At 58.9% G+C, this 21,641-nt stretch carries 34 protein-coding genes and 1 tRNA gene; 1 reads left to right on the top strand and 34 read right to left on the bottom strand.

What is annotated here, in order from left to right; all coding sequences use genetic code 11:
- The gene (locus G3A56_RS02310) at positions 1–312 is read right to left on the bottom strand and encodes a phage baseplate plug family protein (protein WP_164056004.1); all 312 of its coding nucleotides are present in this window, start codon (positions 310–312) and stop codon (positions 1–3) included.
- A 66-nt stretch (positions 313–378) separates the two neighbouring features.
- Between G3A56_RS02310 and G3A56_RS02305 the strand changes: the two genes are divergently transcribed.
- Positions 379–840 carry a hypothetical protein gene (locus G3A56_RS02305; RefSeq protein WP_164056125.1) on the top strand — a complete coding sequence of 154 codons (462 nt, stop codon included), beginning with the start codon at positions 379–381 and terminating at the stop codon, positions 838–840.
- 4 nt (positions 841–844) lie between these two features.
- Here G3A56_RS02305 and G3A56_RS02300 read toward each other — a convergent pair whose 3' ends face one another.
- The 33 genes from G3A56_RS02300 to dcm all read right to left on the bottom strand — a co-directional run bounded on the left by G3A56_RS02300 (position 845) and on the right by dcm (position 21,618).
- Positions 845–1,369, bottom strand: a complete 525-nt coding sequence (locus G3A56_RS02300) for a phage baseplate protein (protein ID WP_164056124.1) — start codon at positions 1,367–1,369, stop codon at positions 845–847.
- On the bottom strand, positions 1,369–2,001 hold the full coding sequence (locus G3A56_RS02295; RefSeq protein ID WP_246231263.1) for a phage tail tip lysozyme: 633 nt from the start codon (positions 1,999–2,001) through the stop codon (positions 1,369–1,371). The genes G3A56_RS02300 and G3A56_RS02295 overlap by 1 nt, the downstream gene beginning before the upstream one ends.
- A gap of 1,234 nt (positions 2,002–3,235) precedes the next feature.
- The gene (locus tag G3A56_RS02290) at positions 3,236–3,394 is read right to left on the bottom strand and encodes a DUF6889 family protein (protein WP_164055979.1); all 159 of its coding nucleotides are present in this window, start codon (positions 3,392–3,394) and stop codon (positions 3,236–3,238) included.
- A gap of 29 nt (positions 3,395–3,423) precedes the next feature.
- A complete protein-coding gene (locus tag G3A56_RS02285; protein WP_164056123.1) occupies positions 3,424–3,825 on the bottom strand; it encodes a phage tail assembly chaperone in 402 nt (133 codons plus the stop codon).
- On the bottom strand, positions 3,825–4,268 hold the full coding sequence (locus G3A56_RS02280) for a DUF3277 family protein (RefSeq protein ID WP_164056122.1): 444 nt from the start codon (positions 4,266–4,268) through the stop codon (positions 3,825–3,827). The genes G3A56_RS02285 and G3A56_RS02280 overlap by 1 nt, the downstream gene beginning before the upstream one ends.
- Before the next feature lie 24 nt (positions 4,269–4,292).
- On the bottom strand, positions 4,293–5,777 hold the full coding sequence (locus G3A56_RS02275; RefSeq protein ID WP_164056121.1) for a DUF3383 domain-containing protein: 1,485 nt from the start codon (positions 5,775–5,777) through the stop codon (positions 4,293–4,295).
- A 3-nt stretch (positions 5,778–5,780) separates the two neighbouring features.
- A complete protein-coding gene (locus tag G3A56_RS02270) occupies positions 5,781–6,362 on the bottom strand; it encodes a phage neck terminator protein (protein WP_164056120.1) in 582 nt (193 codons plus the stop codon).
- Positions 6,359–6,535 carry a hypothetical protein gene (locus G3A56_RS02265; RefSeq protein ID WP_164056119.1) on the bottom strand — a complete coding sequence of 59 codons (177 nt, stop codon included), beginning with the start codon at positions 6,533–6,535 and terminating at the stop codon, positions 6,359–6,361. The genes G3A56_RS02270 and G3A56_RS02265 overlap by 4 nt, the downstream gene beginning before the upstream one ends.
- Entirely contained in the window at positions 6,535–6,741 is a 207-nt protein-coding gene (locus tag G3A56_RS02260; RefSeq protein ID WP_164056118.1) for a hypothetical protein, read from the bottom strand. Before G3A56_RS02260 ends, G3A56_RS02265 begins: the two co-directional genes overlap by 1 nt.
- Positions 6,742–6,743: 2 nt before the next feature.
- Positions 6,744–7,217, bottom strand: coding sequence for a hypothetical protein (locus G3A56_RS02255; RefSeq protein WP_164056117.1), 474 nt, complete (start codon positions 7,215–7,217; stop codon positions 6,744–6,746).
- A gap of 35 nt (positions 7,218–7,252) precedes the next feature.
- Entirely contained in the window at positions 7,253–7,567 is a 315-nt protein-coding gene (locus G3A56_RS02250; protein ID WP_164055991.1) for a hypothetical protein, read from the bottom strand.
- 11 nt (positions 7,568–7,578) lie between these two features.
- Positions 7,579–7,965: a DUF4054 domain-containing protein gene (locus tag G3A56_RS02245; protein ID WP_164055990.1), complete on the bottom strand. Its 387-nt coding sequence runs from the start codon at positions 7,963–7,965 to the stop codon at positions 7,579–7,581.
- A gap of 3 nt (positions 7,966–7,968) precedes the next feature.
- Positions 7,969–8,424, bottom strand: coding sequence for an STY1053 family phage-associated protein (locus G3A56_RS02240; protein ID WP_164055989.1), 456 nt, complete (start codon positions 8,422–8,424; stop codon positions 7,969–7,971).
- Between the two features lie 67 nt (positions 8,425–8,491).
- Complete coding sequence (locus G3A56_RS28700) at positions 8,492–9,154, bottom strand: DUF2184 domain-containing protein (RefSeq protein ID WP_246231031.1); 663 nt, start codon at positions 9,152–9,154, stop codon at positions 8,492–8,494.
- Positions 9,070–9,528 carry a hypothetical protein gene (locus tag G3A56_RS28695; protein ID WP_246231029.1) on the bottom strand — a complete coding sequence of 153 codons (459 nt, stop codon included), beginning with the start codon at positions 9,526–9,528 and terminating at the stop codon, positions 9,070–9,072. The genes G3A56_RS28700 and G3A56_RS28695 overlap by 85 nt, the downstream gene beginning before the upstream one ends.
- Before the next feature lie 73 nt (positions 9,529–9,601).
- Complete coding sequence (locus tag G3A56_RS02230; protein ID WP_164055988.1) at positions 9,602–10,102, bottom strand: structural cement protein Gp24; 501 nt, start codon at positions 10,100–10,102, stop codon at positions 9,602–9,604.
- 21 nt (positions 10,103–10,123) lie between these two features.
- A complete protein-coding gene (locus tag G3A56_RS02225; RefSeq protein WP_164055987.1) occupies positions 10,124–11,932 on the bottom strand; it encodes a DUF2213 domain-containing protein in 1,809 nt (602 codons plus the stop codon).
- A gap of 186 nt (positions 11,933–12,118) precedes the next feature.
- Positions 12,119–12,922, bottom strand: coding sequence for a phage head morphogenesis protein (locus G3A56_RS02220; RefSeq protein WP_210255068.1), 804 nt, complete (start codon positions 12,920–12,922; stop codon positions 12,119–12,121).
- Positions 12,919–14,361 carry a DUF1073 domain-containing protein gene (locus G3A56_RS02215; RefSeq protein ID WP_164056116.1) on the bottom strand — a complete coding sequence of 481 codons (1,443 nt, stop codon included), beginning with the start codon at positions 14,359–14,361 and terminating at the stop codon, positions 12,919–12,921. The genes G3A56_RS02220 and G3A56_RS02215 overlap by 4 nt, the downstream gene beginning before the upstream one ends.
- A 38-nt stretch (positions 14,362–14,399) precedes the next feature.
- On the bottom strand, positions 14,400–15,884 hold the full coding sequence (gene terL / locus G3A56_RS02210) for a phage terminase large subunit (RefSeq protein WP_210255073.1): 1,485 nt from the start codon (positions 15,882–15,884) through the stop codon (positions 14,400–14,402).
- Entirely contained in the window at positions 15,844–16,218 is a 375-nt protein-coding gene (locus G3A56_RS02205) for a DUF5681 domain-containing protein (RefSeq protein WP_164056115.1), read from the bottom strand. Before G3A56_RS02205 ends, terL begins: the two co-directional genes overlap by 41 nt.
- A gap of 227 nt (positions 16,219–16,445) precedes the next feature.
- Positions 16,446–16,700, bottom strand: coding sequence for a hypothetical protein (locus G3A56_RS02200; protein WP_164056114.1), 255 nt, complete (start codon positions 16,698–16,700; stop codon positions 16,446–16,448).
- Positions 16,701–16,726: 26 nt separating this feature from the next.
- Positions 16,727–16,954 (bottom strand): hypothetical protein, encoded by a 228-nt coding sequence (locus tag G3A56_RS02195; RefSeq protein ID WP_164056113.1) that lies wholly within the window; start codon positions 16,952–16,954, stop codon positions 16,727–16,729.
- Positions 16,951–17,307, bottom strand: coding sequence for a hypothetical protein (locus G3A56_RS02190; RefSeq protein ID WP_062653798.1), 357 nt, complete (start codon positions 17,305–17,307; stop codon positions 16,951–16,953). The genes G3A56_RS02195 and G3A56_RS02190 overlap by 4 nt, the downstream gene beginning before the upstream one ends.
- Positions 17,304–17,459 (bottom strand): hypothetical protein, encoded by a 156-nt coding sequence (locus G3A56_RS02185; RefSeq protein ID WP_164056112.1) that lies wholly within the window; start codon positions 17,457–17,459, stop codon positions 17,304–17,306. Before G3A56_RS02185 ends, G3A56_RS02190 begins: the two co-directional genes overlap by 4 nt.
- Positions 17,460–17,498: 39 nt before the next feature.
- A complete protein-coding gene (locus G3A56_RS02180; RefSeq protein ID WP_164056111.1) occupies positions 17,499–17,660 on the bottom strand; it encodes a hypothetical protein in 162 nt (53 codons plus the stop codon).
- A gap of 124 nt (positions 17,661–17,784) precedes the next feature.
- Positions 17,785–17,862, bottom strand: a tRNA-Met gene (locus G3A56_RS02175).
- Positions 17,863–17,939: 77 nt separating this feature from the next.
- Positions 17,940–18,854, bottom strand: a complete 915-nt coding sequence (locus G3A56_RS28545) for a hypothetical protein (RefSeq protein ID WP_210255065.1) — start codon at positions 18,852–18,854, stop codon at positions 17,940–17,942.
- Positions 18,851–19,330, bottom strand: coding sequence for a hypothetical protein (locus G3A56_RS02165; protein ID WP_164056061.1), 480 nt, complete (start codon positions 19,328–19,330; stop codon positions 18,851–18,853). The genes G3A56_RS28545 and G3A56_RS02165 overlap by 4 nt, the downstream gene beginning before the upstream one ends.
- Positions 19,330–19,665: a hypothetical protein gene (locus G3A56_RS02160; RefSeq protein WP_164056110.1), complete on the bottom strand. Its 336-nt coding sequence runs from the start codon at positions 19,663–19,665 to the stop codon at positions 19,330–19,332. Before G3A56_RS02160 ends, G3A56_RS02165 begins: the two co-directional genes overlap by 1 nt.
- Positions 19,662–19,931: a hypothetical protein gene (locus tag G3A56_RS02155; protein ID WP_164056059.1), complete on the bottom strand. Its 270-nt coding sequence runs from the start codon at positions 19,929–19,931 to the stop codon at positions 19,662–19,664. Before G3A56_RS02155 ends, G3A56_RS02160 begins: the two co-directional genes overlap by 4 nt.
- Positions 19,928–20,272: a hypothetical protein gene (locus G3A56_RS02150; RefSeq protein WP_164056058.1), complete on the bottom strand. Its 345-nt coding sequence runs from the start codon at positions 20,270–20,272 to the stop codon at positions 19,928–19,930. Before G3A56_RS02150 ends, G3A56_RS02155 begins: the two co-directional genes overlap by 4 nt.
- The gene (dcm, locus tag G3A56_RS02145; protein WP_210255072.1) at positions 20,269–21,618 is read right to left on the bottom strand and encodes a DNA (cytosine-5-)-methyltransferase; all 1,350 of its coding nucleotides are present in this window, start codon (positions 21,616–21,618) and stop codon (positions 20,269–20,271) included. The genes G3A56_RS02150 and dcm overlap by 4 nt, the downstream gene beginning before the upstream one ends.
- Positions 21,619–21,641: the final 23 nt, after the last annotated feature.

Genomic DNA, 21,641 nt, shown 5'->3' with positions numbered 1-21,641 from the left:
TCAAACCTTGGTATAGAGATGCGACGTGGTGCCGAGATTATCGAACGTCGGAACGGCATCAGGATCGCCGTCGGTCGCCACGTAGAGCGCAACACCGATCCCGAGATATGCGTACTGCGCCAAGAGATCAGCGCCGGTGACCATCGGGAGACCGTTTGCCAGCGGGTTGCCGTCAGCATCAGCAATATCCAGCAGCCAGCCGCCCATATCTGCCGCCACATAGCGCGTCGTCAGTTGGTACGTGGTTTCCTTCAAAATGATCGAAAACGTCTCTGGTGAGCCGCTGAGAGGGATTTCGTAGTATGTTGCCACGGTGAGCCTCTCGACATTTCAAAACAATTGCCCATCATCATCCAGATAAACAACCTGGAGAACTGAATGAGAAAAACTCTCGCCCTGATCGTGCTTGCTGTTTCAACCCCTGCCCTTGCGGCCGGAACCGTCCCATATGGATCGCGCGCCGGCATGGAGGTGACCGTCGTGCGCATGAGTGGTCTCGACACCACCAAAGCCAGGATAGTCACTAAACACACCCGCGAGAACGCGATCAGCTTTTGCCGAGACTACGTCCAGAAGGTCACCGAGGACTGCGTCAAGGAAGAACTGTCCGTTCCCCTGAATGATTCCGTCTCTGCAAATTGCAAGACCGGCGAGTTTGAAACCTTCACCGGTGAGCGCCTTCGCTTTGCCGGCAAGTCCAGAAGCCCGAGCATGTCGAAGTACCGTATCATCGACCTTGCGACGAAGCAGGACTTGGATGGATCATCCGCCTCCGGCTACCCCGTCGCGATGATGATCTACAAAGCTCTCTGCCCGAGGACCGCACCTGCGGATTACTGATCTCTCAGCCGTCGCGCGCGTAGGTGAACCCGGTCGTCTGGTACTGCTTCGCTCCGCCATTGCCGATCGACGTTGTACGCGCCGCTTGGCTCTGCTGGCTTTTCGGCGCTGAGGTCGTTGTCGTGCTGACGATGATGATCTCGCGAAGCCCGACCGTCACCAGCAGCGCATTTTCCGAATGTTCATCCGTCACCACTTCAAGCGATCGGATCAGCATGTTCGAATATGAGCGCTTGCCGGTGAAGACCGAAAACGGCAGGCGCATCTGCTGGAGCGCCAAAAGCTCCTGATAGACCGCCTGCACATATCCCGTCGTTCCGGCCGTCGAGTTCGACCACCCACAGCGCATCTCGATCTCGGAAGGCATCTTGAATGCATGATCCGAGATTGCCGCTCCCTGCTCCACCGGATGATCGGTAATCACCAGCTGGTCGCGGTGCACCTCTTCCACGACCACATCGGGGATGATGAACCCGATGAGGCGCGTGGGGGAGAAGATCAGAGCAAAGGCGTCGTCAAGCAAAGACATCAGCGAATTGCCCCTTGAGTGTTGCGCAGGAGACGGCCATTGACCGATTCCTGCTTGCCTGCCACCGCGTTGGCCGTGTCTGTCGGGTTGGAACTCCCAATCACGGTGATGTTCGTGTTCTGGTTCATCGTTGCAGACGTTCCAGAATTGATCCCCGCCGGCTGCATGAGCGGTGGAACCGCATTCCCGCCAAAGGCAGGATGAGCACGCCTGAACTTCTCAGGATCGCCGCCAGTGCCCTGCGGAGCGTCTTGCAACGTCCTTGCCCAGCGATAGGCGTTATCCGTGCGGATAGCCGTGTCTCTGGCCTTGTTCGCGGGTCGCTCGAAGTCATAGACGGCAGCTGCAACAGCTTCGTCAACGCTATTCGCATCCATCATCTTCCGCCACGCCCGCCGTGCGCCGGTATCGTTGGACTGCGTGAGTTCCCAATAGGCACCCTCCAGCTTTTTCTCATGGGACGTGTTGTTGTCCCACATGTCGATGCCGGTTGCCGCAAGGATCGCGTTCCTGCGGTCCCTATGGTGCTGGAATGGTCCGCCCGCCAGGCCACCGTCGCCAACCGCATTCGGGTTGAAGTTGGATTCGCCTTGCTCGTTCCCGACCATTGCAAGCGCCGCTTCGCGCGACAGACCCTTGCTACGCCAGAACCGGTAGGATCGCAGTGCGTTCTCGGACTGCTGCCGAGTGTTGACGGCTGGGCCACGCTGAGGGCTTCCAGAGCCCCGGCACCTCCACCGCCGAACATCCCTTTGACCTTGCCGTATCCCCAGCGAAGCGCGTCATCGACGCCCCAACGCCCGAGGCGAGGCGCATTCGTGAGCCCATCTCCCGGGTTGACGATCGAGTTAGCGCCTGCCGCCGCTGCACCATAGATGCCCAGCATTCCAAGGAACTTGCCCATCAAGCCGCCACCCGTGCCGCCGACGAGCAGCCCGAGCATGGAGATCAGCTTGCCAAGCACTGCGGCGCCGACAAGAACCTCAATCGCGGCCACAAGCCCCTTATCGCCGGTAATGGATTCGGCAATGTTGGTGAAGCCGGTCCAGACAGGCTCAAGCTTGTCCAGAACCTCACCGAGATTGGTTGCCAGCGTGGCGATCACCTCAGCAGCGTCACCGAAAGCCTTGGAGATGGCGGGGCCGTTGTCGACCATCCATTTCTGGATCTTCTCCATGTACTCGGTGATTTTCGGCATGTTGTCCGAAAGGACTTTACCGAAAAGCGTCTCGATGCTCGCTGCCATGGCGTTGACGCCACGCATGAAGTCTCGAGATGCCTTGGAGGCCTTGTCGCCATTGAGCCCGAAAGCTCGATCGCGTTCCTTCTGTTCCTTGATGAACCTCTGCAACTCGCCGCTTTGCAGCGCGCGGAGCATGGTTTCATCAATCCCCAGCGCCGAGGCATACTGGTTCGCCTGATAATAAGGCATCGACTTGAGCCGCTTGCCCAAGTCTTCCATGACGTCGATCTGGTCGCGAAGCTGACCGTTACGAGCTCGCGTCTGCACGCCGAGCGACTTGACCAGGCTTTCATAGCCCGGATTGGTTCGCAGCCTCTGGCCGAACGCCTCGATCGACTGAATGGCGCCCTGATACGATCCGCCAAGCTGCGAGACCGCATAAGACAGAGCGCGGATATTCTGGACAGAGGCGCCCGTACGCTGCGATGTCCAGTACAGGCTATCGAAGTTCTTCGCGACCTGTTGAAGCGCCTCAGCGGTCGTCTTTGCCGCCGCAACGATGGCCTTCGACATAAGCTCGGCCTGCAGAGTGGCAGACCGGACGCTATCCTTGAATTTTCTCTCGGACTGCTGGTCTACCCCGTAGCCGATGGAGACGAGGAACTCGCGGATGGTATCGGCCATCAGTTTTCCCTCGCCGCCTTTTGCGCACGCTGCGTGTTTTCGTCCAGCGCGTCTATTGCTTCATTCATCTGCGCGATGTCGCACAGGTCGACGGAGCCGTCTTTCAGGCTCTCGTATCGGCAAAGCCCCCGCATCACGGGACGCATCATCCAGTCCATGCCATCCGGCAGGCTGACCGGATCAAACTTTACGCCGGCTTCTGATCGGGGGATGCTTGCTGGCCGGCGCTCATAAAAGGGAGAAGATTGTCCGACACCACCTGAAAGACGATGCGAAGCAGAACGGTCATGTCCATGTCGGCAAACATCGGCTTGTTGGTGCCGCGCGTCCACACTCGAACATAACCGGGGCCATCGAGGCGATAGACGACGCTCATGCATTCCGAGATGATGTAATTCACATCATCGTCTGGCATCTTGCCGACGATCTCCAGCAACGGCTGCAAGGCGCCGATGTCACCCTTGATGCTTTTCAGCACATTGGGCACAACGGCGATCACAGGAGCAATGCGACGAGCGACGTGAAACTGCTGCATCGCGTCGAGCTGCTCAGCCCGATATTTCACGTCGTTGATCTCGAATTCAGACATTAGACGCCCTCACCCAAAATCTGGTCGATCTTGCCAGCCTGCCATGACCATTCGACGGTGTTGCCGTCCTTGGCGTAGGTCAGGTCTGGAGCCTTGGCGAAAGCGCAGATTGCTGCCGTGATGCTGTCACCACGGGCCGTGTCGCGGATCGTGATGGTGTTGCGACCGTGAAGCGCCGATGACGTGGTCTGGTAATTGTAGAGCGTCATCAACTGCTTGTTGACTGGGCTGGTTTTCAGCAGCCGGACCGAGACGGTTCCAGACTTACCGGCGTGAAGGGAGTGCATTGCACTACCGTCGGCGCCGATCGTCATGGTGTTCTTGTCTTCGGTCATCGTGATGGTGATGCCTTCCTCGGAGTTGCCGGAGCCATTGCCGAGAGAGAAGTTTCCACCGGGGCCGGCAATCGAGGCCGTCACGTCCAAGAAGGAATACGTTGCCATGTTTTATCCTTTCAAAGCAACCGATTACCGGTTGACGTTGATAATCACGTTTACCTTGTGGACGGCGCCGGCGAGTTTTGCTGCAACCTGGATTGTCGGAGCAACGCGAGTTTCACGCGCTGCCTGCGTCTGGGTCGCAACCTTCGGCGCATAGACGTAGTAACCCTTGGTGAGCGTATCGCCCTGGCTCAGTTCACCGAATCCACCAGCATTCCAGACGCCGGGAGCGACCAGACCGTTGTTGACCGCCTCGTCCATCGTGGACTCGATCACGTTGACGATCATGTTCACGCCTGCGTCTGTCTGTGGGATCTTCGTGGTCGACTGGTAGAGCAGATTGTAGACGTTGTTCTGGACTTCGTTCTGCAACCAGTCTGTGCCGTGCACTTCATCGAAGAAGTACCCGTTGGCCATCACGCCTTCCTGAATGATTGCCGTTGCATTGGCATAGGCGACGAAGACGTTGCAGTTCTTGCCCTTGAGAGCGTTCGCCTGCGTCTGCGTCAGCTTTTCGGCCGATACACCCGGCTCCTGCTTGAACTTCAGCGTGATCGTGCTGTTGTTCGCCGTGAAGTCGACCGTGAAGGCGCGACCGAGCAGCGATGCCACGGCGTAAGGTGACGAGGACGAATACTGCGTCACAGTGCGCTTATAGTTCGCCGTTTTCAGCAGCGCCGGCAGGTCGTTCACGACAGTCGAGTCCAGCGCCTGCGTGTTGGTGATCGTGATGCCCAGGATATGCGACACCGCAGCACCCTCGATGAAGGCAGCGGCGGCAAGATAGGCGGCATCGTTCGGGGCGGTCGCAGTTGCCACCGTGACGCCGTACCAGTCGTTGGACATGTCGGCAAAGGTCGTCAGGGCAGATACCAGTGTTTCGGCAGCAATGCCTCCTACCGGGGCAGAAGCCAGACCGGTGGTGAGCTTCAGCTGCGCGGAAATGTCCGTTCCCGAGCCGGTTGCTGTGGCGTATCCAACGGTCGACGTTACGCCGGTCGTGTCAGACTTGACGACAAAACGACCATTGGCAGCATCCCATGTGACGGTTGCTCCGGTCAGCGCTGTGTCGATGACGGAGGCAACGCCGTTGAGGTTCGTCTCGGACGAGAAGTTCAAGGCAGACAGCGTTTTGGTCGCGCCGTCGATGTCGATTTTCATGGACCCAGTGGTGATCGAGGTCCATGCAGACATAAGCTGCTCGGAAGCCGTCAGGACGCCACCGTTCAGCGTCCCCTTCGTGGCGGTCTGTGCCCAGCGGCCCACGTAGAGGATTGCGGGCTGGGGGCTCTGCGAGAAGAACAGATTGGCGGCCAGATATTCCGGGGCGGTCGTCCCGAAATCAGATGCCACGCCGTCGAGGTCGGAATAGGTCCGCATCCTCTGTCCGGTGTCGATGACGTCGCTGGATCCGAGGATCAGGAGCGCGCCGAAATTACGTGCAGCCGCGGCGATGGGGCTCAGGTTTACCGAGACGTTCACCACGTTGTTGACATTGAGACCTGTCGCCATTGGCTATCGCTCCTGTGCGGTCCAGTTTTCGGAATTGGTTTCGGATTGAATGGAGCCATCGGCCCCGAGCAGATTGAGAACCGGATAAGTCCTCGTGATCTGTCGTCTCAGCGTGAACGGCACGTCGAAACGGCGCATCCACTGCGTGCTGATGAGTTCTGGCGCTGCAATCGTGTCTCTGGCCTCGTAGAAGGCCATTCCCTGCGATTGGAGCACTTCCATGTTCTGCGGTATCTGAAGGCCGTCCTTGAAGGCTGAGGCGTACGCCTGCCCTGCTGGCCCGTAGAAGGAAACGAGCAACTCAATCGTTTCGTGTGTGATCGATTGATCGCTGCCATCGCCGTCGCCCAAGTGGCGCACAGCGTTGAAATTGTCCGAGCGCTGACGAGTGATCCCGAAAGCGCACCAGTTGACGTTGATCGCGGGCGGCTTTGGCGGGTTCTGTTGCCACCGAGGGCGAACCAGAGAGCAGGCAAGCCCCGTAATCCCGACGATTGCCGCCTGTATCTGGTCTTCAAGCTCGGCATCCTGCGCCGGTCCTGTTGACGTGGGCTGGAGATATCCGCCCGTTGCTGACGTGTTCATGTCGGGGAAGCCTCAAGCAGATCGGTCATCGTGAAGATTGCCGAGACGAAGCCCGCCCCGAAGTTCGTCCAGTCGTTCAGCGCGGTCAGGCGATAGTTGACGCTGTTCCACGCCATTTCATCCGCCTGCGTCGTTTGTGTCGCGGCAACGAGCCTGAAGGTCGTATGGACCATCACTGCCCCTCTACCCTCGTCAGTTCAGGAAACCGCTTCAGCATGTCTCCTTGGCCCGCTGTGACGACAGCAACGACGTTGGTGAACGTCTCCGTCGTGATCACGGGTCGACCGTTCGATCCGATTGTCTCGGTCTTGCGGGTGATCGTGACCGTGTCGCAGAAGTCCGGGTCGGACAGGATTTCGGTGACGTCAAGCGTTGCCATGGTCACTCACCTTTCGGACGAACCGCGTAAGAAATGCTCTGTCGAAGAGAACCGGTATCAATCAGCGGCTTTTCACCAGTACGACCCTTTGCCTTGCGCTTAGCCAATGTGGCTGGGGCGAGAGGATCGAAAGGACCATCGGTGATTTTCTTCTGCACAGCCGCCTGACCGATAAGCCCGACCTTGTGCAGCGTCTTGTCGGCGGCTTCTGCGTCACCCGTGAGCGACTTGATAGCGCCGGCCTCCATCGTCTTGCCGATATCGGGTTTTGCGTTCTCGATGCCTGGCACAAGGAACGCGCGCTGAGGAATGTTCTTCTCAGGCACCCCGGTTTCCATCAGGTAGCCGATCTCGGCATTCGTCAGCGGCGATTTCTCCCCGTCGTCCGGCGGCCGGTCGGCTTTATCCATCGGAACCCCGACGAGAACTTCTTTCTTCGTCAGGGCCTTGATGTCCGATAGAACCTTGTCGACCAAATCCTTCTGAACGGTGAGGCCAAGCCTGTTGACCATCAGGCGGCAACCCAGCGCGCTTTGTCTTTTGCGTTGACGAAGAACGGTGTTGGCGTGGAAGCCGCAACAAAGGAACGCGCAGCAGTCGTGGATGACGGGTCTGCGGGGGTAGCGCCGAAGGTCACCCAGCAATCGGCCGACGCGATGACGTTGCAGAGCGGGCTCGAAGCATTGTCACTGGCAGGCGCTTGCGTGGTTGTCGTCCCCTCGGTAGCGAGGGTCTCTGCGGACTGCAAAAGCCCAAGGACCGGAGCACCATTCGCGCTGCCCTTCAGTTGCTGGCGCCATTCAAAATGCACTCCAGAGAGAGCCATGTTGATCTCCGTTAAAGCTGGAAACCGCCAGCACCGAACATGTCTCGCAGATCAGCGAAACGCGTGCCGTAGGTCGTGAGATTGAGATTGCCGGCGCCCTCGACTGTGGCGACAGTGGTGTCGTAGCTGACGGAAACCCCATCAACCGATTTCGATGACTGAACGCCAGAGGACGAACCGGGAATGCCGCCGGCCGCCGCCGCCTTGCTATCCTTCTTCCAGATTACAAGGTTATGCGCCGTCAGCAGATAGACGCCGAGGTCGTAGAGCGTTCCCCATCGATCAAGGTTGACAAGATTTTGAGCATATCCCAGCCACAGATTGACCGTGGCGTCGGGATAGGCATTGGTGTCAGCAAATTCAGGGAACGCGGTTCGGAAGCCAGCGGCGTCAGCCATGGGTTATTCAGCCTGTTCCGCGGCCTTCGCCTTTGCACCGCCAGTCTTTGGCTTGGAGGCCAATGGGTTCGGCAGGTCGGCGTCAGCTTTCTTGTTCGGGACGTCCCCGCCTTTAGCCGCTGCGACTTCAGCCTGTTCCGCGGCCTTCATCTGCGCCATGCGGATGGCTTCCTGGCTTTGGCGAACAGCTTCGTTCTGTGCGGCCAACTGTGCGGCGGCAAGCTCCTCTGCTTCCGTCTGAGCCTGTGCGGCGGCAGCGCGGCGCTCTTCCGAGGCCTGAACCATCCACTCATGGCTGCCTTCCGGCGGCGCAGGAGGCTCGTATCCTTCCAGATGGGCCTTCGTGAACCAGTGGTCGGAAACTTCCTTGTTCACATCATGCTCGCCAATGTCGAACACCTTGATCTCGCCGCTGTCCAGCGTGAGCTTGAACGGCTTGGCGACTTTGATCTTTGCCATCGTTATTTCTCCTTGTAATGGGATTGGGCGGGAAAGTGGTTATCCCCGCCCGCTCGATGGCTGGGCGTCAGATTCCGTCCATATAGCCGAGCGTCTCCTGATAACGCGCCTCGACCTGCCCGATACGGCCGAAGTAAGTCGTGATCTGGTAGAGCGAGCGGTATTCAACCGGCGTGCGCTGCATCGGCACCAGCGGGAACCGGACGTACTTCGGATCCTTGGAGTACGCCAGCATGCGGTCTGTGCTGCCTGCGCCGCGACCGGTCAGCCATTTCAGCGGCTGAATGTTCAGCGGCTGGCCGTTGACCGTGTTGGAGATGCAGTTCTGCTTCAGGTATTCCAGGATCGACACGTTGCCGGCCGTGGAAACCGTCTGCGAGGCAAGATAGCCGAACTGAGCCGGGGGAATGCGCAGATCGCTCGGCGCCACGGCATAGCCGGACGCTGCCCATGCTGCGTTGAGGACGGTGTTAACGTCCTTCAGGATTTCTGCCGGGGTCTTGTTGATCCAGAGCGGAGAACCGCCGGCGCCGTTGGGGGCGTTCGTCGGGGTGACCGATGCAAGGTTGCAGAGGCCGTAGCAGGAAGGCAGGGTACTGTCACCGATGTAGACCTGCTCATCGATGTCCATGTTCCACTTGAGGGTCATGGCATCGTATTTCTGCGTGTCGACCGGACGGCCAAGCTGGGCGGCGCTTTCGAGCTCCGGGATGGTCCAGGAAAGTTCCATGCCCCAGAGGTGCAGAGGCTGGGGGTCTTGCCGATGTCGATCTGGATGGTGGAGATCGCATTCGCGCTCTTGCTGATCCAGTTCTTGCCGGTCGGGGTGATGCCACCAGGTGCCGCGAACGAGCTGTTGGTGAACGAAGCAAGCTCGTCACCGATCTGGACGTCTTCACGCAGGTCGATATCGCGCGACCATGTGTAATTGACCAGCGGCTGGTTCAGGGTCTGGTCGAGACGCTCAAGCTCGCCAACGAGGAAGGCGCCGGCAGAGTCGATGGTTGCCCGGTCGAAAGTCGTGAAATTGTCGCGGGTCTTTGCGCGCAGGGTCACCGGCGAGGTAAGTGCGGTGCTGCCCACGATGTTGCGAGGATGGAACATGTGTTTCTCCGAATGAACGACGGCAGCGCCGCCTCAGATGGTGGGGATGACGGCGGGGCTACCGCCGCTGGGATCAGATATTGTAGGCGATTTCCACGTTTCCGTTTGCGTCGGCCGGACCCATGAAGGTGAGGCCGGCAGGAGCAACGGTGTTGGTGGAGTCCGCAGCACCTTCGAATCCGCCGATGGGCTTGCCAGCAGCAGCGTTTGCAACGCGGATGTAAACCTGTCCGCCCTTTGCGACGGTCGCGCCGCCGTTGAGCAGAATGGTCATGTAGCCGCGCTTGAGGAACGAGCCGATCCCACCGGTCTGGGACGGGGTTGCAACGCCGAGAGCGTCACTGGCCGTGCTGGGCGACTGGTAAGGGAAAGGCTTCACGTTGATGGCCGCAAGGGCAGTAGCCGCCTCACCGCCCGAGAACGGCACGTAGGAGCCGCTGGAGAGCTTTGCAGCAAGGCCGAAGGCCGAGAACGGGGCAGAAGCCGAGTAGAGGCCCGGTTCAACCGTTGCATGCTCGGTACGGGTGAGAACGCCAGCGATACCGGCTGGCATGCGGGTCAGGTAAGACACCATGGATTATCTCCTTGGGAGGGGTCAGCGCTTCCAGAAGGCGCGGTGGGCTTCGTTGATGCTCTTGATCGAATTTGCGTGAGCATCGGTGGCAGCGCGCCGGGTATTGTCGAATACCTGAGCGCGGTTGTTGGCTCGCTTGGCGAGTTCGGAAGCGCCGACGAACATCTGCTTGGCAGCGTCACAGGTGAGCTTCGTAAAATCGGGGCGATCACCGACAAAGGGGGTGACGAATTCCTTGCGGTCGTCGTCCTTGAAGGCATTGGCAAGGGCCTTGCGGCGCAGAGCGCAGAGCGAGTCTGCAGTCTTCTTCTGGTCGGCCTTGGCGTCGAAGGTCGGCAGCTTGATGCCGGGGGAGAGGATTTCAGCGCGGGCGAGAGTTTCGGTGAACTCGGATTTCAGGCCAGCGGAGTCGGTGGTCTTGCCGGACTTTTCTTCGTCCGTCTTTCCCTCTTCCTCGCCTTCCTCGTCCTTGGTTTCGCCGTCGTCTTTGTCGCCGTGTTCATTGTCCGTCGTCTCACCAACTTCACCGGCTTCCAGCTTGGCAAGGCGCCCAGCAATGTCGGTGATGGCGGCAGTGAACTTTTCGTCCATGGCCTGGATCAGAGCGGCGACGTCAGGCTGTTCGCCGTCGTCTTTGGTCTCGTCATCCTTTTCGACTTCCGGCTGCTTCAGTTCGATAACGAGCTTTTGCGGCTCGGCTTCGTCGGCCATCGTGTCTAGTTCTTCATTCAGGGCGGCTTCATCCTGGGCCTTGAAGGCCGTCATGATGCGATCACGCCACGTACGTTTTGTACCCATCGGAGGGCCTCCTGTACTGGTTAGAGATTGGTTGTCGCCAACGAAACACCGAGGGCCGCAACGCCCCTTATCGACAAGGGCGACGTGATTGCCGATGATGTTGGTCTGCCGGCCTTTGCCGGGTTCGATCTGCTCGTAATCGGCGTCATAGCCGCACGAGACTTCTGGATTGCCGGCGGTGACCTTGGCGATTGCTGCCTCATCCTGGATCAGGAAGTCAGCCAGCAGAAAGTCGGACAGATCGCCTGTTCCACGCCGTACCGCGACGATGGTGCCTACAGACAGGCTGCGCCAGTTGGACGGGGTTACATCTTCATCGGGGTGGTCAACCGTGATCGGTTTGCCAAGAAACGATGCGACCGTGGCTGGGGCGAATACCTGCGCCTCGTCGCGCGAGATGCGGACAAGGCCATCTCGACCGGGATCAACCGGGACTTCGCCGCCGACGTAGATCAGTTCCCCGATGCGCGCGATCGGCACATCTTCGCAGAGCAGGAAGCCTTCAGGCGTCAGGCTGCGCTTCGGACCGATCTTAACGGGCGTGTAGAAGCGGAACTGCGCGTCTTCGCTGGCGGCCTTGTCACCGGTCAGTTTGCCCTCAGCAAGCGTTCTGGCGACGGCTGGGTGCATTGGCTGCGGCAGGTCATCCAGCGATGCCCAGCGATAGTCCGTGTGTTCCCCGTTCAGTGTCGGGATGAACTTCGGGGAGCCTTCACAGACGAATGTCGTGAACTCCATTCCGTTCGGCGTATCGCGTGTGTCCAGAGAGCGAAGCGTGCGGATCGGAACATTGCCCATCTCCTCAATCGCTTCGCGTCTGGCGGCTTCCTCGGCCGTTTCTCCGTCATCTGCCTTGCCACCGGGGAATGCCCAGTGACCGGCGAAGTTCTCTTCCTTGGGCGAGCGCTTGAGCAGCAACACGGTATTGTCGTCGGCGACGAACGCAATCCCGGCGGCAATGTCTTTCACCGTCTCAGGCGGTGCGCTGCCACGCGAAAGCACTGCCCGCAAACTCAAGTTGCCAACGGCCATTCCATCCCCCTCGATTTTGTGCAAATGTGCGGGCGATGAAGTTGCCCAGACTATCCCCCGACGCTCTAATCGAGGAATTGAACGATCAGGCCAGAGAGGCCTTTGTCGATACGTTCCCGCATGTCGACCAGGCGGATACGTTGGAAGCAGATGCTGCGGCCTTTATTCAATCGGCCGCCAAATTCCTCACCGATATTGTGGGCGAGGGCGGCCAAGGCGCGGAACGCGCACAGCGGATACTTCATCGCCTGGAATGACAGGTTCCGGGTAGCATCTGCAGTTTGGAAACTGCCCTGCATGCCCTTTCATTCCGTCCAAGGTCGGCGGCGAATCCCATCTGACGAATTTGCCATTCATCTCCTCGTGGGAATGTCGCACGTCCTCATCTTCTGCCGTTCTCCAAATATACCCCTCAGACCCGACATATTCGGCTCTCGCCCTCGTCAGTTCCGTTCCTGTCCGGCTTACCTCGGTTCGGGCAATCGTGTTGGCGCGGCTCTTGGCAACGTCACCGCTGCGCATGATCTCCTCGGCCACATACTGAGGACGCTTGCCCTCGGTAAATGCCTTGGTCGATATCTCCCTCACCCGATCCGCCGCCTCTTCCGGCAACGACTTGATGAGCTTGACCTGATCCTGCAGCCGTTCCCGCATCACAGCGCCGGTGGGAGCGCTTTCGATCTCCTTGGCGATGCCTTGGCCTATCCGGCGTGAAACCTCCATCCACGCCGCTCTATCGCGGCTGGCGACGTCTTCCAGCATCCGAAGGGCCGTAGTCTCCGCCCATCCGCCGATGACGTTGCTGTACCGGCGAAGGGCTTGCTCAATCTTGCTTGCCGACGATGGATCACCAACAGTGTAGCCACTGGCTATATCCCCGATGACCCGCGCGATCTTGCGAAGCTGGATCGCGTATCGGGCTTCTGCCTTCTTGGCCCGGATGAATGCCGAGCGGCTTTTCCTGTCTCCGGCCTTATCGAAGGTCTTCACGTCTTCCCGCCTACAATGGCCGCGAGTGGCTTGGGCTCTGGCTTCACCTCGGACACGCTTTCGTCTTCCGACTCGTCCTGGCCCGTCAGGCCCTCAAGGTCTGGGACGGGAGGGTTTGCGTCATCTTCCTCCGCAGCCTTGATTTCCTCATCAGGGATGGCCGAGAAGATGCCCGTGACTTCCGCCGACTGGCGAAGCGTCTTGAGCGCGGTAGCCTTGCCGATCAGTCCCTCAGCATAAGCCGACGATGTTGACCGCTCGACCGATTCCGCGACCTCTGCCTTTTCCTTCTCGCTCATCTGCCAAAGCGGGTTGAACTTGAACGAAAAGTTCTTGGCCGGTTCCTCACCGAAAAGCGATCGATGCATCACGTCGAACAGGATCGTCAGGGGCAGCTTCAGGCGGCGCTCCTGCTGGGCCTTGACGCTATCGTAATAATTCCGCAGATCGCTCTCGCCCGTGGCGTTCATGCCAGCCGGCGACTGCCCGAAGAGGCGAACCAGAGGAATGTCGATCGCACCGGACAGTTGCTGACCGAACTGGAGCAAAACCGCATCCAGACCGGAGAAGGTGTAACTGTCGGCCTGGAACTCGTCGTCTCCGTCAAGCAACGTCAGCCCTTCGTTGGACTGGTATTTGCGGATCATGTCGACCTGCTTGACTAAGCCCTCAAGCGCTGGGCCGCCGGCCGCAATGATCTTGCGGAGATCCTTGACCTTCACCGTCCGCAGATGCGCCTTGTAGACAAGCTGGGCGGCACCCTGCGTTGCGCTGTCAAATCCCACCAGTCGATCATAGAGCCGCTCGACAACCGAGATACCCCAGCCGTTCTCCGTCAGTTTCTGCTGGAACGGCAGTTCGTATCCCTCGATGCGGATGACCCGCGAGTAATGCACCTTCTTGTTGATCAGCGCCGGGGCGTTCTGATTGACGGTGTAGAACTCTGGCTGGCCGAGGTACGGGCCGTACTCTGTCACCGGCTGGTTGAGCGAGGGCTGTACCATCCACCGGTCGAGAACCAGCAGACCCTTGAATGAGCCCTTCGTGATCGTGTCGCGACGGAGTGGCGTGGAAACGTCCTGCCCCTCGATCAGCATGATAGCGACGGCGCCACCATAGAGACGAGCCCACTTGATGGTGTCGTTCAGGTTCTGCCATATCTGCAGGTTATGCAGACCGACGTGGAACTCCTCGATGTGATCCGGGCTGATATCGCCGTTGATGTCCACGCCTTCACGGGTCATGTCCTCGGCAACAACGTCGACCGCCTTACCCACCAGCCAGGAACCGCGGTACATCCATTCGAGACGCACGCGGTCGCGGCTGATCGGGTTGAACCCATAGCTCGAACCGGTGGACATATTGTCCGTACCGATTCCTGTCCGCGCCATGAAGTTCTGAAAACTGTCATGGGTCTGCGCCGGGGAATTCGGCGTCATGGTCCGCTTCTGGATGCGGCTGCTGTTGCGTCTCGACATTATCCAGCTAGCCTCTTCCACATGTTTGCGTCGAACCCGTCACCGAGCGCCAATTCGTTTAAGGCGTCGGCAAAGGCGTCCACCTGGTCATCGAACTGTCCGTTCGGGAACGTGCATATCTCGTCCAGAAAGGCTTCATTCCACGTTCCGCGTACCAGCTTCACGTTGCCCGCTTCCGCCTGAGCAGATGCCGGGCGCGCGCGGGTCGCCTTGTCACCGGTTGGGGCCACCACGACAACATCGAAGCCGGCCAGGAGCTTGACCTTGGTCTCAGCGTCAGCTTTACCGGCCGCGCCAGGGTCTTGAGGCATCCTGATGCGGGTCGTGGCGCCGTCTTGCGTGGCAGTATTCTTGAGGTTCGTGTTGACCTCAGATGCCGACCACCGCGCGCGCCTGACGTCCTCGACGTAGAACGTGTCGTTTACCTTCGCCATCCCAAGACCAACGGTCCAGTCTGGCTGGCGTCCCGGCTTTGCCTTGCTTGCCGCAAAGTCCCATGCCCTGCACCGTTGCGCATTGGCTGGAACTGCATCGACAATCTCAAAGTCGCCACGCTGGAACATGCCTCCCGATCGAGGGGATGGCCGCTGCTGCAATTGCCCTGCAACAGCGTAGGAACCCATCGGTATCTTGTCACGCTCGACAACCTCGCGCGGAAAACGCTCAGGGAAAAGCAATTCCCCTTCTTCCGTGCGCGGATCGTCAAACCCGATCGACGTGTGGCACCGACGCTCTGGCTCAAACTCCATGGGGAGCATGAGATGCTCATACCCAAGGCCAAGCTTCAGTATCTGCCCCGACACGTCACTTTCGTGCAGGCGCTGCATGATAACCACGATGGCCGACGAGGCCGGATTGTTCAGTCGGGTCGGAACAGCCTCCCGAAAGATGCGCGTCGTGCTTTCCCGCTCAGCATCGCTCTCTGCGGTCTCTGTCGAATGCGGGTCGTCAATGATCACCCGATCACCACGGCCACCTGTCAGCGAACCGAACGGCATGCCTTCACGAAAGCCGGTCTTGTTGTTGGCGAAGGATGCCTCACCAGCACGGATAAGCTTGACCTCTGGCCACAGAGACTGGAACCAGTCGGACACGATGAGATCACGCATGCGGCGGCTATCGCGCTTGACGTACTTCTCAGCGTAGCTTGTGGTCAGATACCGCATTGCCGGCAGACCCTTCGGCCCCCATTCCCACGCCGGCCATAGAACCGACGTCAGCAGCGACTTCATGGTCCCCGGCGGGATGTTGATCAGCAGCCGGGTTATCCGCGCGTCAGTTACCGCCTCTAGATGCTCGCACAGCGCGTCGACGTGCCATCCATGCACATATGGCTGCAAAGGCTCCAGAACGTGCCACGCCTCGCGCACGAAGCCCGCAAGAGTGGAACACCGCTCCCGGATCAGTTCGCCGTCACGCTCGACGCGCTGGCGCTCTGCCTCCTTAGCCCTCCTCGCCTTCTCCAGACGTATCAGCCTCAGCATCGTCGCTGGAGACGCCGGCAAGTTTGCGGCAGAGAAGGGCGAATGCGTCAAGCTCGTCATCCCCAAGCACTGTTAAGTCGATCTGGACAGGCCCGCCATCGGGGCCGCTGATCCCTTGCGTGACCTTACCATCGAGGCGGTCAGCTATTTCCTTGATTGCTGCGGTGTCGCCCTTTTCGAGCAACTGGCGCGCGTTCCACCGGAGAGAACCCTTGTAGGCTTTGCACTCTTCTCCGTTAGCCGCCGCTTCCGCCTCTACGATCAGGCATTCCTTGAACGGTTTCGTCTTGGGACGGCCGCCCGGATTGCCGCTTTGACCTGGTTGGAATGTCATGTCCTGTTCTCAAGATTGACCTGTTGATTTCTCATGATTTTTCGGATCGGCCTTTCTTGTTTTGGAAAACCGTTCCCGCATCGAAAGTACCAAGCCGCTAATCGGGATACTTTCTGAAATTATGTTCTACCTGCACAGGCTATTGGACAGATATTCCGCGGTCCCGCACTGTGCGAAGGGCGATGCGCAACCTGCCAGCGCCAGCAGCAAAACGATGGCGATCATCCTCATCTCAAGCACCCCCGCTGGATAACCAGATACCCTGCAGTCTTGCGCTTTCCGCTCTGGTCGACCACCTGCCACTGAATAACGACAGGTGCTCGATCCACGATGCATGGTCGGTTCGGCCGGATGGCGACGGCGGGCGCTTCCACCGGTCTGTCGAGCCTCGGCAGATATGCGACCTGCTTTGCGTCAGACGGGCGCCACAGCGAGAAGAGCACCACAGCAGCCAGTAGACCAAGATTGATGATCCATCGCATCTGCGGGCTCCTGTGGGCGAATACGGTCAATGTCTGGACACGACCACGAAGCCGTTTGTCATCGCGACCTGACGGAGCGTGATTTCGCTACCGATCGCGAGAGGTTCGCCCTCGTCGTCAAACAGAGCTGACCTGATATCGCCGTTGTCGTTTATCTTGCCGATGTACGCCGCGTTGGTTGGTTCCAGGAACCGGGTGCAGGCTTGCTCGCGGTCGTCGTCCACCCTCTCCCGCTCTTGCTCGGTGGTGGTCATGCGATCCCAAGCTCCTCAAGAAAGCCATCGAGACCTTCCGGCTTCTCCGGGCTTGTAACGCGGGCTTTGATCTCTTCGTCCCAATGGTCACCGAGGCGATGCTCCCACATGTTCAGAAGGTTGCGCATGCGGACCAGTTTTATTTCATCGGTCGCCTTGGCAATGCGGCGGCGCCACATCCTGATCTGCTTCCAGTAGAAGCGGTGATCGTTGCGGACGTTCTGTGGCAGGCTCTTGAAGCACTTGCCGCATATCATCTCGCCGGGGAACTCATCCGCCGGCGCGGTCCTGTTGCAACATGGATTGATGCAAAGCGTTCGGCCTGGTTTTGCCGTTCGCTCGACGTTGGTCATCGTGCGAGCTTCCGCATCAGCCACCAGATACCATCGACAAGGATGCAAGACGCCAGACCAACAATCAAACCGGCGATGAGGCCTACCCACCACGGACTGAGCAGCACGGCGTAAAAAACACCAATCATCAGAATGATAGTGGCGTTGTTCATCGCTCTCTCCATGTGGGCGGGTGAATGGGGTTCAGACGATCAGCGCAGTGGACTACCCATGAGGCCTTTGCGCGATAAGTAGTCCAGCGCCTTAGCCCGCAATTCTGCGTCTTTCGGCAGCTTGCGGACTAGTTTTCGAACCAGCATCACTAAATCGTCCACCGTCTGCTCTGCTTCTGTCTTTGGCGTCAGAGCCTTCATGAAATCCTCCGCCGCTTTGGGCCGGGTCGGCGAAACCCGCTAGGTCACCCGCAGGGCCGCCCTTTGTCCTAGGCCACTCTCGGAATCGATCAGCCCCACCTTGTTACGGGCGGGGCTGTGAAACTGGTTGCGGTGGCAGGATTTGAACCTGCGGCCTCTTGGTTATGAGCCAAGCGAGCTACCGGGCTGCTCTACACCGACGTGAATTGGCGGGACCGCTGAGCGCATCAATCTCAGCCTGTGCGGTGCGAACCCTCACGGTATCGCCGGTCCAAATGGTTATGCTGCTTCCAGCTTGGCGCGCCGTCGTGCTTCACGTTCGGCGGCCGTTGTGATATTTGCGGGGCTATTCATCGGCGTTGCATGCCGGTTTATCTCTTCATCCCGCCCACAAACCGTTGACGTTATCGATTTGCATGAGTGTTTTGCCTCTTCGTGTGACACATGTAAACCGGCACAATCACGCAAGATAATTGCACGCTTGCGCAACTTCGTTTCAACCTCTTGCAAGGTTTTTGTAATTTTACGCAATATCGTTCGTTTAACCCATGCGTTTTTGTGAGGGCTACGGCGGTTTCTGTTCTCGATGAAGCGCTTAAATTCCCATCCTTTTGCCTTCACTTCCGCATAGGCAAGCAAAATCTTGCGGTCTTCATCATCAAACACCAACGACACCCAGGAGAAAGCCTCTTCCATCCGCCCGATACGAGGCCTGCTGCACTTCGCCCTGCGCTCGGTCAGATCGTTGACCGCTGCATGGCGCTGCCGGGTAATGTGCTCTTCTCCCGCGACAAGCTCCACCGTTTCATGCCCACGGATCTCGGTGCTAGTTGAGGATGTTTCAGGCCACGCATTTCCGAATAGCTTAGGACCGGTGGCGATCGGCAAAGCCATATCCGTCTCCATGGCCTCAATAAGCCGTTCCAAAATGACAGCCTGTGGTTCCGTTATCGACATGCCGATATCGGCTTCCCGGATAATGTTGCCATCCATGTCGCCAGTCCAGTCTCTCCCGTCTGACTTCCATCCGCGTGGCTCGCCAATGCGGTTTCCGTCTCGGTCCACCTGGTATCCGATGTAAGTCCAGAATTGATCCCGACGCCCGGTTGTTGTGTCGATGAGCTTTTCTCTCCTGACAATAAACACCCTGCGTCCAGCCATGTCGAGGTAGCTCTGTTGCTCGGAAATCTTCATGCCGCGTGCTCCTGTTCAATCATAGCGTCGGCCAACAGCGTGCCGATCTTTTCCCATGTCTTGCCCATTCGCCCGTAGCTCCCATTTACGAGGCGGTGAGCGCGTTTCTTGATGTGGGCAAGGTCTACGCGCCCGAACTCCTGAATTACGTCTGGCGCCTTCCTGTGGGCCATGTGAGCCGATATGAACCGCCATACCGACAGGATAACCACGTCATCAAAGCAGGTTGGGTTACTTGTCTGAATGCAGCGGACCACCAGCCCTGTCAATTCCATGTCTCTTCGCATCAGGCGAGCCACTGTTCTGCCTCCATAGACGACGTTCGCCGGCCGGTCTTTCCACCCTCTGGCATCGGTATAAGGAAGAACCTTGATGCCGTATCCTTCAAGGAAGCGGTGCACGTTGATGCCGTTTGGCGACCGTGGGCGCTTAGCGATTGTCTCGGGGAACAGATCGGCTGCCGGATGGCTGGTCATTACGCCCTCGCCTGCCATTCTGGCCCGTCAATGAACTCCACGCGGGGCATGGTGACCCTCGCCCCTGTAATGGTCGTGCGGACAACACATCCCGGTCTGGATAACGGCGTTACGACGCTGCCCATCTCAGGAGGCTTGACCACAGGGTTTTCCCGCCTGACGTGATTTCTGCGATACGGGAAGCGCTTTCGGTATGTGTCTATCATGCCGCGCAGTTTCTGCGGCGTCATGCCGAGCCGTTCAGCGATCACTTCGACTTTCTGCCCGTCGCACCACATCTGGGCAGCCAGTGTTATGTGTTCTTTGCTGTGCTTGGGTTTGGCTGCTGTGGTCATGCTGCGTCTCCTTTCCCGTAACGAAGAAATTCCACTGCACGATGGAGGTGACGCTGCACCACGACGTTATCGCTCTTGAGCCGCTTGATCATTTTCCACGCCACACAGGCTCCCTGTCGATCCGTGGTGAAGCAATCGCCGCCGTTGGCGCACTTGCCTTCTGCACCGCACTCCCACGGCGCTCCGCTCTGGCAGGCCACCATCGCCTTGCCCCATTTCTCATGGTCTTTGGATGCGAGCCATGCTTCGACCGGTCTGTCGCTCATGCCGTAACCCCCTCCACGCTGATCTCTTTGCCCTTGCGTTGTGCCTTCTCGACAATGGTTCGCTTATTGCTGCCCTTGGCTTTGACAGATGGAGCCAGATTGAAATGTGCGTCGGCTGTTGCCTTGGCCGCAAATACCAGGGCGCCGTCGCGTCTCATTACCCGCTGCTCGACGGAATACAGAACCCGCCACGCTGCTACCTCTGCTGCAAGCTCTGTCGAGAACTTCGCTACTCTCCCGCTGGTCTTCACCACTCGGAACGATGCTGCCCACACAGGCCGGTAATGGGCCTCGTATTCATTGCCGGTTGGGACGGCTTTTGCTGCAGATTTGTTCGTCATGCCGCCTCTCCTTTCGTGATCTTCTCCACCATCTCAATCCGCCGGCCGATCCAGCGCATCACGTTTACCGCCATAGAATTCCCCAAACTTTTGTATCGAGGCCCGTCGGGCGACGTGTCTTTCTTGCCCCATGGGACATTGGTGAAATTGTCGGGAAATCCCTGCAAACGCTCACATTCGGTCGGGGTCAGTCGGCGGACGGCCCAATCCTGAGCGACATACGATTGTTGTTTCATGCCGGGTTCTGCGGCGAGAGCTCCAACCACCTGCCCGTCGCCACCGAACAGGCGAACCTCGTCACGGGTGTTCTGAGCGAAAGCCACAGCCGGCGGGTGCGCACCTGATGCGAGAGGATGACAAGGGTCTCCAATCTGAGGATTGCTGTAATTGGCCTTGCTGGTGATCTGCGTTGTATCGAAAGCAACGGCTTGCACCTCTGATCGAGCTTCCAGCGTGTAGGAAATGCCTTCCTGAACGCCAACGCCGTCAGGGCCACTGTTTGGGTTCTCGCGCAGGGCGCCTGCCTGTATGGCAACAGGCACAAACTTTCCACCGCGTTGATTGAATATGTGCTGATCTTCAAGCCCCATCTTGTCACCATAATAGGTGTCGAGTGTCGGAGAGACTTGAGCCGGCCAGTCACCTGTTATCATGCCGGGGTTTACGCCTGCTCCGCGACTGCGCGCAGCGCTCGCATCAATTGTTCCGGCAGTTCCTTCCCCCGGTTCTCGGCGCGGCGCAGAATCCCCGCGCATGCCTTGGGGCTCAAGTAATACTGCTGCGGCACGTCGCCAGTCTCCAAGATATCCGACAACGAACACACGCCGTCGTCGCTGAGGGACAGCCCGTCCAAAGCCGTCCACTCGGACATATTGAGCGTCAAGAACTCGGTAGGCGAACCCATACCCGCATTCCCGAACGAATGAGAGAAAGGTCGCAAAATCGCTTTCTTCAATCCATTCGTCTCCGGCTTCGCGTCCTTCAATTCCTGACTGAATACCGCCTTCACCGTCCTCTTCATCCGTGACAGAGGAAACGACACCGGGGACGTTTTCCCATACGATCCAGCGGGCGCGCAGGCGCCGAGCCAGGCTGAGATACTCAAGGGCGAGGTTACCGCGCGGGTCATCCAGTCCGAGACGCTTTCCTGCGACCGAGAAAGACTGGCAGGGTGTTCCTCCCACAAGAAGGTCGATTGGTCCTGCATCCGCGCCGATCTGCGTGAAGTCGCCATAGTTCGGTATCCCGTTCTTTGCCAGCGGTTCTCCTGGCATGTTCGATCCGTAGTGATGAGCGAGGACGGCCGAGGGAAAGCCTCGATCTCGCTGAAGAATGCCGGCGTCCATCCGAGTGGATGCCAAGCCATGGT

Source organism: Rhizobium oryzihabitans, from assembly GCF_010669145.1.
Lineage (GTDB): Bacteria > Pseudomonadota > Alphaproteobacteria > Rhizobiales > Rhizobiaceae > Agrobacterium > Agrobacterium oryzihabitans.
Note: the sequence above shows the minus strand (reverse complement) of the source record. Positions and strands in the feature narration are given on the sequence as shown.

What these genes read in the sequence shown, in the direction of transcription:
- G3A56_RS02305 (WP_164056125.1), top strand. Translation starts at nt 379, where the DNA reads ATGAGAAAAACTCTCGCCCTGATCGTGCTTGCTGTTTCAACCCCTGCC.
- G3A56_RS02300 (WP_164056124.1), bottom strand. Translation starts at nt 1,369, where the DNA reads ATGTCTTTGCTTGACGACGCCTTTGCTCTGATCTTCTCCCCCACGCGC.
- G3A56_RS02290 (WP_164055979.1), bottom strand. Translation starts at nt 3,394, where the DNA reads ATGGACTGGATGATGCGTCCCGTGATGCGGGGGCTTTGCCGATACGAG.
- G3A56_RS02285 (WP_164056123.1), bottom strand. Translation starts at nt 3,825, where the DNA reads ATGTCTGAATTCGAGATCAACGACGTGAAATATCGGGCTGAGCAGCTC.
- G3A56_RS02280 (WP_164056122.1), bottom strand. Translation starts at nt 4,268, where the DNA reads ATGGCAACGTATTCCTTCTTGGACGTGACGGCCTCGATTGCCGGCCCC.
- G3A56_RS02275 (WP_164056121.1), bottom strand. Translation starts at nt 5,777, where the DNA reads ATGGCGACAGGTCTCAATGTCAACAACGTGGTGAACGTCTCGGTAAAC.
- G3A56_RS02270 (WP_164056120.1), bottom strand. Translation starts at nt 6,362, where the DNA reads ATGAACACGTCAGCAACGGGCGGATATCTCCAGCCCACGTCAACAGGA.
- G3A56_RS02265 (WP_164056119.1), bottom strand. Translation starts at nt 6,535, where the DNA reads ATGGTCCATACGACCTTCAGGCTCGTTGCCGCGACACAAACGACGCAG.
- G3A56_RS02260 (WP_164056118.1), bottom strand. Translation starts at nt 6,741, where the DNA reads ATGGCAACGCTTGACGTCACCGAAATCCTGTCCGACCCGGACTTCTGC.
- G3A56_RS02250 (WP_164055991.1), bottom strand. Translation starts at nt 7,567, where the DNA reads ATGGCTCTCTCTGGAGTGCATTTTGAATGGCGCCAGCAACTGAAGGGC.
- G3A56_RS02245 (WP_164055990.1), bottom strand. Translation starts at nt 7,965, where the DNA reads ATGGCTGACGCCGCTGGCTTCCGAACCGCGTTCCCTGAATTTGCTGAC.
- G3A56_RS02240 (WP_164055989.1), bottom strand. Translation starts at nt 8,424, where the DNA reads ATGGCAAAGATCAAAGTCGCCAAGCCGTTCAAGCTCACGCTGGACAGC.
- G3A56_RS28700 (WP_246231031.1), bottom strand. Translation starts at nt 9,154, where the DNA reads ATGGAACTTTCCTGGACCATCCCGGAGCTCGAAAGCGCCGCCCAGCTT.
- G3A56_RS28695 (WP_246231029.1), bottom strand. Translation starts at nt 9,528, where the DNA reads ATGTTCCATCCTCGCAACATCGTGGGCAGCACCGCACTTACCTCGCCG.
- G3A56_RS02230 (WP_164055988.1), bottom strand. Translation starts at nt 10,102, where the DNA reads ATGGTGTCTTACCTGACCCGCATGCCAGCCGGTATCGCTGGCGTTCTC.
- G3A56_RS02225 (WP_164055987.1), bottom strand. Translation starts at nt 11,932, where the DNA reads ATGGCCGTTGGCAACTTGAGTTTGCGGGCAGTGCTTTCGCGTGGCAGC.
- G3A56_RS02215 (WP_164056116.1), bottom strand. Translation starts at nt 14,361, where the DNA reads ATGACGCCGAATTCCCCGGCGCAGACCCATGACAGTTTTCAGAACTTC.
- terL (WP_210255073.1), bottom strand. Translation starts at nt 15,884, where the DNA reads ATGCTGAGGCTGATACGTCTGGAGAAGGCGAGGAGGGCTAAGGAGGCA.
- G3A56_RS02205 (WP_164056115.1), bottom strand. Translation starts at nt 16,218, where the DNA reads ATGACATTCCAACCAGGTCAAAGCGGCAATCCGGGCGGCCGTCCCAAG.
- G3A56_RS02200 (WP_164056114.1), bottom strand. Translation starts at nt 16,700, where the DNA reads ATGCGATGGATCATCAATCTTGGTCTACTGGCTGCTGTGGTGCTCTTC.
- G3A56_RS02195 (WP_164056113.1), bottom strand. Translation starts at nt 16,954, where the DNA reads ATGACCACCACCGAGCAAGAGCGGGAGAGGGTGGACGACGACCGCGAG.
- G3A56_RS02190 (WP_062653798.1), bottom strand. Translation starts at nt 17,307, where the DNA reads ATGACCAACGTCGAGCGAACGGCAAAACCAGGCCGAACGCTTTGCATC.
- G3A56_RS02185 (WP_164056112.1), bottom strand. Translation starts at nt 17,459, where the DNA reads ATGAACAACGCCACTATCATTCTGATGATTGGTGTTTTTTACGCCGTG.
- G3A56_RS02180 (WP_164056111.1), bottom strand. Translation starts at nt 17,660, where the DNA reads ATGAAGGCTCTGACGCCAAAGACAGAAGCAGAGCAGACGGTGGACGAT.
- G3A56_RS28545 (WP_210255065.1), bottom strand. Translation starts at nt 18,854, where the DNA reads ATGAAGATTTCCGAGCAACAGAGCTACCTCGACATGGCTGGACGCAGG.
- G3A56_RS02165 (WP_164056061.1), bottom strand. Translation starts at nt 19,330, where the DNA reads ATGACCAGCCATCCGGCAGCCGATCTGTTCCCCGAGACAATCGCTAAG.
- G3A56_RS02160 (WP_164056110.1), bottom strand. Translation starts at nt 19,665, where the DNA reads ATGACCACAGCAGCCAAACCCAAGCACAGCAAAGAACACATAACACTG.
- G3A56_RS02155 (WP_164056059.1), bottom strand. Translation starts at nt 19,931, where the DNA reads ATGAGCGACAGACCGGTCGAAGCATGGCTCGCATCCAAAGACCATGAG.
- G3A56_RS02150 (WP_164056058.1), bottom strand. Translation starts at nt 20,272, where the DNA reads ATGACGAACAAATCTGCAGCAAAAGCCGTCCCAACCGGCAATGAATAC.
- dcm (WP_210255072.1), bottom strand. Translation starts at nt 21,618, where the DNA reads ATGGACGCCGGCATTCTTCAGCGAGATCGAGGCTTTCCCTCGGCCGTC.